Genomic DNA, 11,864 nt, shown 5'->3' with positions numbered 1-11,864 from the left:
TTCATATCCTGATCGGTCGTATAGACCATTGCTGGGTATGGATCATTCCAGGCTGATATAAAGCTGAATAATGCAAAGGTCGCGATGGYTGGCTTCAGCATCGGCATGACGACAACCCAAAACACCTTCCACTCGGATGCGCCATCCATGCGTGCTGCCTCCAGCAAGGCATCCGGGATTTGGCGCAAAAACTGCGTCATGAGAAACATCCCTATCGGAGCCGCCAAATACGGCAAAATCATCGCCCAATACGTATTGATCAAACCGATTTTGCTAATGAGCAAATATTGCGGAATTTGCACGACCATCGGCGAGAACATAATAGCAAGCACGACCATGTTGAATATAGCGCTGCGAAACGGCATATTGTGCTTCGCCAGCGGATACGCTGCCATAGCCGATACGAGAATGCCAAAGCCAACAATACAGGAGCTGATCAGCAAGCTGTTAAAAATAAACCTGGAGAACGGAACGCTTGTCGTTCCCGTTATGAGCAATAGATCGCGAAAATTAACTAATGTCGGATTGTTCACGAAAAATCGCGGCGGAAACAGGAACAGCTCGCTTGTTGGTTTAAAGGCTGTAGATACCATATAAACCAGAGGGGCAAGCATCAAGAGACCGAACAACGTTAGAAATAGATAAAGGAAAAATCCTCCCCAATCCTTCCTGCCTTTCACTGCGCCAGTCATATCGGTTCAGTCCTTTCCTAGCCATTTGAATATGAGACGGTTTAGTCCGATCATCATGACGAACAGCACAACAGCGATCGCCGCAGCGTAACCCATCTCAAACTTGATAAAGGCATAATCGAATAAATGTGTCAAAATCGTATGGCCTGCATAAAGCGGACTCGGCAATCCGACGAGCTGCACGCTGACATCAAACACGGTCAATGAGCTAACAACCTGAAGCACTGCGCCGAACAGCAGTTGCGGCTTTACGGATGGAACCGTTATATAAATAAGCTGCTRCCATCTGTACTTAATTCCGTCGATTTCCCCAGCCTCATAAAGATCCTTCGGTACGTTCTGAAGTCCGGCTAGGAAAGCCAAGAACCCTACCCCCATCGACATCCATAGCGAGACGATGATGATAACGGGTACGATCGAATTAATATTTTGCAAAAATAAATAAGGCTCGTCGATAATGCCCAGCTTTGATGCAAAATAGTTAAGCAAGCCTTTGCGGTCGCCCGCAAACAGGTAGAGCCATACGACCGACATCGCCGTAGCGCTCGTAATGGACGGCGTATAATAACAAAGCGTATAGAAGAAGCGGTATTTTTGCGGAATTTGACTGATGAGCCAAGCCAGCAAGAACGCCATTACATAGCCGACCGGCCCTGTAATGAACGCAAATTTCAACGTAATGCCAATCGCCTTAAGGAAAATATCGTCATCGACAAACAACAGCTTGTAATTGGAGAGACCAATAAACTTTGGCGCCTCCAGAATGTTGTAATAGGTAAAGCTGAGTACAACCGAAGTGACGACCGGTACGATCGTAAACAAGRTGAACAGGATAAGAAATGGAGCGAGAAACAGGTAGGAAACCCTGTTTCTCTTCATTTCATGCCACAGCAAGGACAATTTGCTCGGTTTGCGGAGGCGCTCCGCTGCCGGAGTGACCACGGTTGCCGCTGAATCAGTGTTCATTTTCACGGGCTGTCGCCTCCTTTGGAAGTTGCTTGACTGGAAGATGCAGGCGCATCATTTAAACCAAATTCCTCGCGCTTCTTGCGCAATTCCTTATCGATTTCCTTAACGCCTTCCTCCACCGCTTCACGCGGTATTTTGCCATTCAATACGATTTGGTTCCAAATATTCGCGATATGCCTGGTCGTGTAGTAACCGCCAATGACAACCTCGCGCTCCTTGAACCATTCCCACTGCTCGAGAATCGCGTTAATATCAGAGGACTGCCACGGCATCCGCTTCAGCGCCTCGATATTAGCGGTATTCCATCTTGCTTCTACGCCAAGCAGCGCTTCAAGCTCGGAGCCGAATCGTTCCTGCGTATCTGCACTCGTCCACCATTTCAGAAATTCCCATGATTGTTCTTTCATATCGGTATCTTTGAAAATCATGCCCGTTTGCGCGAGGCCGCCGGTTGAACGGTTGATTTGCCCGTCCTCCTGCTCGATGCCCGGCATCGGCTTCATCCCCCACCAGCCTGTAAGCTCCGGCGCTGCAGTAGATAGCAGCACGTAAGTAGAATAGTCCGCTACCCCGATTGGCATTTCGCCGGAACGGAAACGGTTATAGAAATCGGCTTGCTTCGAAATTTTGAAGTTCGTAAACAATCCTGCCCAAAGCTTAAATGCCTTCATCGCCTCTGGCGAATCAAGGTTCGAGTATTTACCGTCTTCACGGTAAAACTCGCTGTTTTGCTGGAACAGGAACGGCGCAAATTCATTAATCGCAAGCGCTGGATTATTCGGAGCATGCGGGTAGAAAAAGTCCATTCCGTTTTGCTGCAGGATCGGAATAAGATCCATAACTTCCTGCCAAGTGTCTGGAATTTCAGACTCGGAGATGCCCAGCTGCTGCATAATATCTTTGCGATAGAACAGCATGTTGAAGTTTTGATTTTCTGGCAACGCGTAGCTGCCGTTATTATATTTGTAAGGAATAAGTGCACCTGGCCTGAATCGAGCGGCTACTTCATCGTAATCGTCGTATTCCTCCAAGTTGACCAATCCATTGCGCACAGCATAATCAATTGGAATTTCACCCTCTACACCAAGCGCAACATCTGGCGCTAAACCCGCCGTGCTTGCCAGCAAGAGCACCTGCATCTGCTGAGCCGGAATCACGTTGACATTTACTTTGATGCCTGTTTCTGTGGTGAAATCCTCATCAATCATTTGCTTAATAATGTCGACCCAGTCGCGCCCTCTCGCTACCCAAACGTCCAGCACCTTCTCGTCTTCATACACGTTGCCGATACCGCCGTAGTTTTTCGTGAACGAGCTCGTAAAGTCGTAAATCATCGTACCCGTTCTAGCCAGCCAGCCTGCATCAGGCTTCGGCCATGCCGTATCTGGCGATTTAATGATGAGATAATCAAGCAGCAAACTCTGCTTGCTCAGCCCATTCACCCATGTCCCAAGCGATGCCTGCAAATCATTGAATTGCAGCATGCGTCCTGGAATGGAGGTTGTATCGTTAGACATGCTGAGCAGCACGTCGCGCGCTTCGTAAAGAGGACTTACTTCAGAGCTGCCCTTGTCAACGCCCAGCTCATAAAGTCCTTTGATCGTATCATCGAAGCTCTTGGCCATAAGCTGCAGGCGCGGTACGAGGTTTGCGATATTTTGCTCCAAGCGCCAGTCGCCATTCGGATCGGGGTTCGTACCCGTAACTTGAATAACCTCACGGCCGAGCAGTGACATTTTGCGTGTCGTATCTGTAACCGTCTCGAGCATTCGCCCAAGCGCACCAACCTGAACTTCCATTCGAATCGTATGCTTGCCCTTTTCTAGATAATAGAGATAGGGCTCATTGCTCTCGCTGTCGCCGCCGAACTTAGCAACTTGGAACTCCGCCTTATAAGGAAAAGAAATTTCATTCATTTCTTTAAATGGCAGCTTGCCATCAATCGTTACCGTCCGCTGTGTTGGCATTCCGTTAAGAAACCATTGCCCATAACGTGCTCCGATTTCGTACAGACCGCTTTCAGGCACCTCAATTCCCCATTCCGCCCACTGTCCGCCCGTTCGCCAGCTAGCGCCGCCGAACGTGTTAAGTACAATAGAATCTTTTTTGAATGGCTCTGTTAACGGCTCGCGATCCTCGATACGCTTCAGCGTCGGATCGGATTTTAAGGTCGACAGCTCGGCCTGCGCCTTAATAAGCTGTCCCGCTGTTTTCTTGTAGCCCTTCTGTTCATATGTGCTGGCAACCTCGGCGTAAGTTGGTATCTTTACCGGCGAGTAAATGTCAATTTTCCCAATTGCCGCAGGCTCCCTAACCGCCTGAAGGCGCAGCGTATGCTTGCCCTTTGTCAGATAGAAACGAAACGGCTCGTACGTTTTGCCTTCTGCATCACGGAATTCCCGGTATTGCCAACCGWATGTCTCTTCCCTGCGTGGATTGAATTCATTATTCTGATTGTCAAACCATGTTTTTCCGGCTTCCTTCCACATCCTTTGGAATTCCAGCTTCTTCGCTTGGAAAAACGGATATTTTCCGTCAATTTGCAAGCTGCGAACGACGGATGAGCGCTTGCCCTCCATCGCGTAATAGCTCATTCCCATTTGATAATAGCCATCCTGCGGCACTTCAAAGGAATAATCCGCCCAGCTGTCCTCATCTATAAGAGCCAAGGCTTGACCTGACTGGTCACCTAAGCCCGAGACGATTTGTGCTCCTGACTCGCTGATTCCCTCATAATTTGTAGAAGACAGCGTGATGCTGAAATCCGTCGTATCTGACGCTCCTTGTTCACTCCAGGTGTCTACATATTTATTAAAAGACGGCTCCAGCTTGCTGCTCGCGTCTTCACCTTCCAAAATTGACGATTGATCGATTCCAGCATCCAGCGCAATTCCAGCCATCGCATCATCGTTGTAGCCCCTTGAATTATTCCACCATAAAAAGAAGCAGACTAATGCGGCAATGACAACCAATGTTACTTTATACTTGCTTAGCCAATGAATCACCAAGGAGCACCCCCTTGCCATACTAGCGTAAACGGCTTGCGTCATTTTAAGGCGGCGCAGCTATCGTTTCGCGATAAATGTTAAAACGTTTCGTTGTGTTATCATGCCGAATCATCCTTCAATGAAGGATGATTCGGTTTTCTGGTAAAAGAAACAATATTATTGGGCGAGCTCTTTAATCAGTTTTTCCTTTTCGGCCTTCAGCTTGTTCTCAATGTTTTCTTGCGTTTGCTGAATGGCTGTTTTTGAATCAACGTTTTTATCAAGTGCGGCTAATACACCTTCAACCCATAAAGGCCATGCTAAACCGTCAAGACGAGTAAAACGTCTAATTGGAATGAGGCTGGCAAGCTCATTGTAGAACTTGTAATCCTCTTGGTCGCCGAGGTAAGGATTTGTATGTGACAGGTACCATTCTTGGCTTGTAATATGCTTGTAATCCGGTTGAACCGATTGTTCAATCCATAGTTTCCAAGCTGCTTCGGACGTTGTAATAAATTCTACGAATGCCCATGCTGCATCTTTATTGCTGCTTTGTGAAGGAATGACGAATGTCGATCCGCCCATACCAACGTTAAGTCCAAAAGGCATTGTTGTAGCTTTCCATTTGCCTTTTTGATCCGGGAAGTTGATTTCTAGATCACGTGCGCCGTAAGTTCCCGCTACGTACATCGGGGACTCGCCTTTTTTCACGCGCTGCTTGCCTTTATCACTGTAGATGCCGTCATGCGGAGCAATTTTCAATTGGTTAACTTGTTTTGAAATATCGAGGAATTTTACGAACTCATCCGTGTTGCGAACCCAGTTCATTTCGCTGTCGTAGTATCCAAGTGAATCGCCTAACCAGTGAACGGGTGAATCACGCCATTCCATGGAATACTTTCCGTTTGCTTTCAACGTTTGAGCTAGTGTGAAGAAGTTGTCTGGATCTTGAATGTATTCGCCAAGCTCGGCTGGATCAGATGGCAAGCCCAGCTCTTCAAAGATGTCTGCACGGTAGTAAGTTACAGCAGGTGTAACATCCCACGGCATACCTAACAATTTGCTGCCGTCAATGGACGACCAGCGGTTCCAGTTATACTCCGATACTAGGCTTTGATATTTGCCAGCATCATATTGCGGTTGAAGCAAATCCTCCAGTACATTTCCTGTGCTATAGCGTGTAAACTGGCCTTGCTCAACAAGCGCAACATCCGGCGCTCCTTTGCCAGCTGCCAAAGTCGTTTGCAGCTTATCGTGCAAATCTCCGAACGGTACAAAAATCGTTTTCAGCTTGATATTCGGATAAACTTCATTAAACGCCTTTTGAAGCGCAGCATCCTTCTCTTTGTTGTCAAGGAACGTCCAGAACGTTACTTCACCTGCAATCGACGGATCAATGGAGGACTTGGCAGCCCCGCCATCAGGCTCAGAATTATTAGCGGCCGGCTCATTTGTAGACGCTTCCTTATTGCCTTCCGTATTCGCAGGCTTATTCTCTTTTCCATTATTAACCGAGTTTTTACCTGCACCACTGGAGCATGCCGTTACGAGCATAATAAGAGCCAACATAAAAATGAAAGTGCTTGTTAACTTTTTCATTTAAAAAAGCCTCCTCCGTAATTTTGAATAAAGCGTTTACATTTTAACCCTTAAACGATATAGTCATTAATGCCTTGCTTGATTATGGTTCTTAGATGAGTAAACAGTGTTTAACACATTTGTTAATCAGAAGCATTTTTTTGCAGGCATCAAAAACGATTTCTATTTTTTGTTTCTCTTGCTGCTATGACTCCCTCTAGTTATCAGCATTGTAAAGCTTAAACAATTCCAGCTTGCTCTCACTGCTCAGCTTCTGTTTTGAATCAAACATAAGCAGTTCTTGACTTAACAGCCCAGTTTGCTTATATTCTAGTTAATTTATTAACCGTATAGCGCGAACCTATATTCATGCATTAAAACATATGTAAACTTGTTCAGCTCAAGCTTCACCCCCAAGAGAAATAACCATTATGTTAATCGATTAATGATTATGTTACATGATTTAGTTTAACACGTATTTTTACGTTTTCAAGTACTAAAATTCAATTCAAGCAAAATTTTCGTTCAACTTTTTCAATGCTGATTTGCATTTTTAGTTACAATCTGCTTAACACCCGCTGGATTGCCTCGTTTTTCATGTTTAAGCACAAAAAAAATCACCCATTTCTGAGTGATTAGCATTTATATAAATATTTAATGTTGATCATTTTTTCACTCTGCCTCAATGATAAATGGAACAATAAATGTTTTTCCTCCACGCTGAAATTGCCCCCACATTTTATATAAACCCGTTCAGGGAAACGAGTGGAGAATTCAGCGGTCGGCCCACTTCTGTTGTCATCCTTCGGATGGACATGCAGGTAACGGCTCCTATCCTCGCTCAAAATAACAACATGTCCGATAGCCCCTAAGTAAGGCTGTAAATCACTAATCGGTTCTTTCGTTTTTTCATCGCTTAACGTGAATATCAAATCTGTCTCTTGATCGGCTTTGAATGAGGAAATCTTCAAGGAGACAGCAATACCATCAACGATTTTTGTTAGGTTTTTATCCTTCTTCAGCGGCTCCTGAGCTTGTTTTGCTCCTGACACCTGTAGATGGGACGCAACCGTCATCTGCGGAGAACCTGTCGGAATAAAATCTGCGTACAGCTTATAGTTTCCACTCTTGTTGAAGGATGCAGCTACCTCGAACTTACCTTTCCCTTTATACTCAGGATGAATATGCATGAAGTCCTTCAAATCCTCGCTTACGAGAATGAGGTGCATGAGCTTCTCATGATTGACTTCATATTTTTCAATCGCCTTTCCCGCATGATCATAAAGAAACAACTCGATATTTGTTTCCTTCCCAGGACCAGGACGCACCGGCGAATAACGCCATTCCAGCTTAATATCGGCCGCTGACATTTGTTCTAAGCGGTTGTGGCCGCTATGATTTTCCGAAGTATCATGTTCCATCTCATCGCCTTGTGCATTAGCCGTATGACCACGATGTTCATCAGTGACAGCAACATTGCTCACAGCATGCTGGGAATGATCACTGACTGCCGGGCTTCCGCAGCCCGCCGCAAGCAAGCTAAGAATTATGATTCCCGCAGTTACTGTCCGCTTCCGATACTTTTTTGCATGCAAAGCCGATTTATTCATAACCATTCACCTCATGCTTTAAAATCTAATCTCATCCATTATTGCCCATCGACCTCAGCCTCAATCCTGCTAACGGACGATAGTATGCGTTATCCCAGTGCTTAGAATATTGTAATAAATAGTACCAAGTCATAGTACCTTGTTATATGATTATAGTAGATATTACCATCCGCTTAAGGAGAGGATCAGATGGATGATTTTAATGAGTATTTATTTACAACTAGAGAGAAATTGTTAAATGAAATATCATGCCTAGATGACGATGAATTCAATCGTACATTTGAAACTTCAATGTGGAGTATAGCTCAGGTTTGCCATCATTTATTGAAAACGGAAAACTTGTTTAGAAAGGCCATTATGTTCGGGCTTAAGCAAAAGATTTTAACCAAAACCGAACGTCAGCCTATTGAAATTGTGTTGGATAAGTCGGTGAAGTATCAAGCTCCCCAAATTTCAGAACCTGATTCAGGACCATTTCAAGTATCACAGATCATTCAATTATTAAGCGAATCAAGAATTAAATTAATGGATGTTCTTGGTAAGATTGAGGATAAATCTATTGTGGAGGAAATAGCAGTGAATCACCCGAGGTTTGGTAACTTACCTTTAGATCAATGGATCGAACTGCTATATTTGCATGAGCAGCGGCACACAGAGCAAATTAAAGATTTAAAAGCACTTCGTTAATATAAACGTATATTTATTGCTTTCATAATAAACGAAATCAGAACCAAAAAAAAGAGGGGCTGTATTCAGCCCCTACCTGCTTTATTTTATACGATGTCGTATCCTTGATCCTCGATCRCTGCTTTTACTGCCTCTATCGTAACCTTCGATTCGTCGAAATCGACTGTTACTTTCTTGTTTGCCAAATCTACCTTGCCTACCGCTCCTACATTTGCAACGGCCTTCTCAACCGAACTGACACAATGACCGCATGTCATGCCCTCTACCTTCAATACTGCGTTTGCCATCATTAAAATCCCCTCTCCGTCTATTATTTCATTAGTTTGTTAACGGTAATGAGCAATTCATCGATAACTTCACTTTCGCCTGCTTGAATACGTTCAATTACGCAGCTTCGCATATGTCCTTCAAGCAGCAGCTTGCCGACACTGTTCAAAGCGGATTGTGCTGCGGCAATCTGATTAAGCACGTCATCACAATACGTATCCTTCTCTATCATCGCCTTAATGCCCCTAATTTGTCCTTCAATTCGGTTCAAGCGCTTTGTTAAATTGTCCTTCATTTGTGAGGAGTGATGACTCTTACGCGGACCGTTTGGGTCGCAGCAGTCATCCGGTGGATGGGAATGCTCATGACTCCCATCGATTATTGCTTCATTGTCCATTTCGCATACCTCCATGGGGTATTACTTGATAAATTCATCATATCATACCCCTAAGGGGTATGTAAATACTCTTTTTAATAATGTAAATTTATTCCTTATATTACACTTTTATTCTTTTCTCTATTATGCTACGATCATCCTCGTGTTCATCCTAAACCACATCGAATCGGAGGAATATCAGTTAATGGATTATTATGCACATGTCAAATGGTTTACAGACATCATCGCGGAGAAACAACCGCTTGCCGCCATTCTTTCTCCTTTTTTTATGAAGCTGGCAATGATTATTACCGTTCTGCTCGCTGTGCTAACCAAGTTCCTTCCTGAGTTATCGAGCTCAAATTTGTCTACAAAAGTGGATCGTCAGCTCGTTAAGCTCCGGCGATATTCCTTACCCATCCTAAAGTACGGCACAGCTGCTGCTCTTCTCATTCAAGCAGCTTCCGGAACACGCTTCGCACTGGAATTTAAGCTTACAGACGGCTGGCAAACGATCCTAATGTGGACTGCAATCATATTACTGCTTATTCCGCGGCATTATGCAACAAAAATTGGTGCGCTTGTGATGCTCGTTCTATTCATTGAATCAGGCATTGAAGCAGGAATATTTCATATGCTTGATTATGGTTTTTATTTGGCCATTATCGGCGCCCTGCTGCTCGAGCGAACTAAACTATCCGAATGGGGATTCCCCCTTCTCTATTTGGGAACAGGCTTATCGCTTTGCTGGGTCGCCGTAGAAAAATGGATTTACCCGACAATGGCAGAAGATATTATTATTAAACATCACGTACCCACGTTTGGTTTTGATATCTCGCTATTTATCATCATGGCTGGTTTTATTGAGTTCGTCGTCGGTTATTTACTCGTAATCGGTATTTTGAACCGAATGTTGTCTGTGGTGCTAACCTTTATTTTCATTTCAGCAACGATGCTTTTTGGCATGAAAGAGCTGATTGGTCATTTTATGATTCACATCGTACTGCTTTTGTTTATTATCGAAGGCGCTTGCATCTATAAGAAACCGCTCTCCGTTTATCGCACGACCTTCACGCAAATGGTGTTTGTTCCGCTTAATTTTATTTTCGTACTAGCTACCTACCTCCTCCTGTATTACCGCTTCGCTTAACTCTTATTGGAATCATTCCGGAGCCCACTTTTTATTCGTGTTTGACACAGCCATAATATTACTTCTATATAGTTAGTAATAGACTCTATTGTGCAGAAAGGATGAATCGTTATTAAAACTATTATTAATTTCGCCCATCGCGGAGCAAGCGGTTATTGTCCCGAAAATACGCTCGCTGCATTCAAGAAAGCCATTGAGCTAGGTGCTACTGGCATCGAAATTGATGTTCAACTAACGAAGGACGACCAAATCGTTATCATTCATGATGAATCACTAATGCGGACAACCGGCTTGAACAGGCTTGTAAAGGATACAGCATACGAGGAGCTTATGTCACTCGATGCTGGCAGCTGGTTTGACCCCGCCTTCCAAGCCGAACGAGTCCCACTTTTAGAGCAGCTTCTTGAGCTTCTCCGTCATACGGATATCATTTTAAATATCGAGCTTAAAAACGGTATCATCCAGTATCCAGGTTTGGAGCAAAAGGTAATTGACATGGTCCGAGCCTTCGGAATGACTGATCGCATCATTCTATCCAGCTTCAATCATTATTCGCTCTTGCTCTGCAAGCAGCTGGCACCTGAAATTCGTACCGGCGTTCTGTATATGGAAGGGCTTTATCGTCCTTGGGAATATGCGGCGACGCTTCAGGCTGATGCACTGCATCCTTTCAAATACGCTGTAACGCCAGAATGGACAGCTACCGCCGCTGCACATGGCATTGCCTACCATCCGTTTACGGTTAACGATGCGGAAGAGATGGAGCGACTCCTTAACGCAGGTGTAGACGGAATCATTACGGATTATCCTGATCGATTGGCTGAGGTGCTATTAAGGAGAGGGGCATAAGCGGTATGAAAAAAACATGGCTGCTCGGGTTCGGTTTTTTTAGCATCAGCATTACATGGGCGCTTTACAACGCATTCGTCCCCTTTTTTCTCGATAAGTTTTTGACGAGTACGGCGCTGATTGGATTCATGATGACGATCGATAATTACTTTGCTCTTTTTTTGCAGCCATGGATTGGAAGCCGCAGTGATCGCACAAACACGCGCCTTGGCCGAAGAATGCCCTATTTGCTCATCGGCATGCCACTTGCAGCCTTGTTCGGTGCGCTCATCCCTTGGCACACAAGCTTGCTCACGCTCGTATTGTTTATGGTGCTTATGAATCTGTCGATGAGCCTGTACCGCTCCCCGACTGTCGCGCTTATGCCCGATATCACTCATGACAGCAAGCGTACAAAAGCAAATGGCATTATTAACTTCATGGGCGGGATCGGCTCCATTATCGCTTTCGCAGGAGGCTCGTTTCTATATGAGAAACATCACTCACTCCCTTTTCTAGTTGCATCCATTTTAACGCTCATTTGTTTAGTCATTCTCTTGAATAATATAAAAGAAAAACGTGATGCGCTCTCTTACTCGCCTGCTGAGAAGACAACAAAAATATCGTTCAAAGAACAATGGAACCGTCCTACGATCTTTTTACTTGGTGCAATTTTCTTCTGGTTTCTTTCCTATCAAGGGGTTGAAGCCTTCTTTACTC

At 44.7% G+C, this 11,864-nt stretch carries 11 protein-coding genes; 4 read left to right on the top strand and 7 right to left on the bottom strand.

The window, feature by feature from the left end; genetic code table 11:
• The 5 genes from AC1DSE_RS20045 to AC1DSE_RS20025 form a co-directional block, all read right to left on the bottom strand.
• The coding region (locus AC1DSE_RS20045; protein WP_477528084.1) for a carbohydrate ABC transporter permease at positions 1 to 692 on the bottom strand (692 nt) is incomplete at its 3' end.
• Between the two features lie 6 nt (positions 693 to 698).
• Positions 699 to 1,658 (bottom strand): carbohydrate ABC transporter permease, encoded by a 960-nt coding sequence (locus tag AC1DSE_RS20040; protein WP_477528085.1) that lies wholly within the window; start codon positions 1,656 to 1,658, stop codon positions 699 to 701.
• 2 nt (positions 1,659 to 1,660) lie between these two features.
• On the bottom strand, positions 1,661 to 4,666 hold the full coding sequence (locus tag AC1DSE_RS20035; protein WP_477528083.1) for an extracellular solute-binding protein: 3,006 nt from the start codon (positions 4,664 to 4,666) through the stop codon (positions 1,661 to 1,663).
• Positions 4,667 to 4,825: 159 nt separating this feature from the next.
• Positions 4,826 to 6,247, bottom strand: coding sequence for an ABC transporter substrate-binding protein (locus AC1DSE_RS20030; protein WP_477528082.1), 1,422 nt, complete (start codon positions 6,245 to 6,247; stop codon positions 4,826 to 4,828).
• 614 nt (positions 6,248 to 6,861) lie between these two features.
• Complete coding sequence (locus tag AC1DSE_RS20025; RefSeq protein ID WP_477510404.1) at positions 6,862 to 7,836, bottom strand: hypothetical protein; 975 nt, start codon at positions 7,834 to 7,836, stop codon at positions 6,862 to 6,864.
• 189 nt (positions 7,837 to 8,025) lie between these two features.
• On the opposite strand from AC1DSE_RS20025, the gene AC1DSE_RS20020 reads away from it, so the two are divergent.
• On the top strand, positions 8,026 to 8,523 hold the full coding sequence (locus AC1DSE_RS20020) for a DinB family protein (RefSeq protein WP_477510403.1): 498 nt from the start codon (positions 8,026 to 8,028) through the stop codon (positions 8,521 to 8,523).
• Positions 8,524 to 8,609: 86 nt separating this feature from the next.
• On the opposite strand, the gene AC1DSE_RS20015 is transcribed toward AC1DSE_RS20020, so the two are convergent.
• Both AC1DSE_RS20015 and AC1DSE_RS20010 read right to left on the bottom strand, forming a co-directional pair.
• Positions 8,610 to 8,813, bottom strand: a complete 204-nt coding sequence (locus AC1DSE_RS20015) for a copper ion binding protein (RefSeq protein ID WP_477528081.1) — start codon at positions 8,811 to 8,813, stop codon at positions 8,610 to 8,612.
• A gap of 20 nt (positions 8,814 to 8,833) precedes the next feature.
• Positions 8,834 to 9,187, bottom strand: coding sequence for a metal-sensitive transcriptional regulator (locus AC1DSE_RS20010; RefSeq protein WP_441882687.1), 354 nt, complete (start codon positions 9,185 to 9,187; stop codon positions 8,834 to 8,836).
• A gap of 184 nt (positions 9,188 to 9,371) precedes the next feature.
• On the opposite strand from AC1DSE_RS20010, the gene AC1DSE_RS20005 reads away from it, so the two are divergent.
• The 3 genes from AC1DSE_RS20005 to AC1DSE_RS19995 form a co-directional block, all read left to right on the top strand.
• On the top strand, positions 9,372 to 10,316 hold the full coding sequence (locus AC1DSE_RS20005) for a hypothetical protein (RefSeq protein ID WP_477510402.1): 945 nt from the start codon (positions 9,372 to 9,374) through the stop codon (positions 10,314 to 10,316).
• A gap of 111 nt (positions 10,317 to 10,427) precedes the next feature.
• Positions 10,428 to 11,165: a glycerophosphodiester phosphodiesterase gene (locus AC1DSE_RS20000; protein ID WP_477510422.1), complete on the top strand. Its 738-nt coding sequence runs from the start codon at positions 10,428 to 10,430 to the stop codon at positions 11,163 to 11,165.
• A 5-nt stretch (positions 11,166 to 11,170) separates the two neighbouring features.
• Positions 11,171 to 11,864, top strand: a 694-nt coding sequence (locus tag AC1DSE_RS19995; protein WP_477528080.1) for an MFS transporter, incomplete at its 3' end; no start/stop codon positions are given.

This window comes from Paenibacillus sp. 01L418, assembly GCF_056400045.1.
Note: the sequence above shows the minus strand (reverse complement) of the source record. Positions and strands in the feature narration are given on the sequence as shown.

Bases quoted from the DNA above. Each gene is read 5' to 3' on its own strand.
- AC1DSE_RS20005 (WP_477510402.1), top strand. From the start codon at position 9,372: ATGGATTATTATGCACATGTCAAATGGTTTACAGACATCATCGCGGAG.
- AC1DSE_RS20020 (WP_477510403.1), top strand. From the start codon at position 8,026: ATGGATGATTTTAATGAGTATTTATTTACAACTAGAGAGAAATTGTTA.
- AC1DSE_RS20030 (WP_477528082.1), bottom strand. From the start codon at position 6,247: ATGAAAAAGTTAACAAGCACTTTCATTTTTATGTTGGCTCTTATTATG.
- AC1DSE_RS20010 (WP_441882687.1), bottom strand. From the start codon at position 9,187: ATGGACAATGAAGCAATAATCGATGGGAGTCATGAGCATTCCCATCCA.
- AC1DSE_RS20025 (WP_477510404.1), bottom strand. From the start codon at position 7,836: ATGAATAAATCGGCTTTGCATGCAAAAAAGTATCGGAAGCGGACAGTA.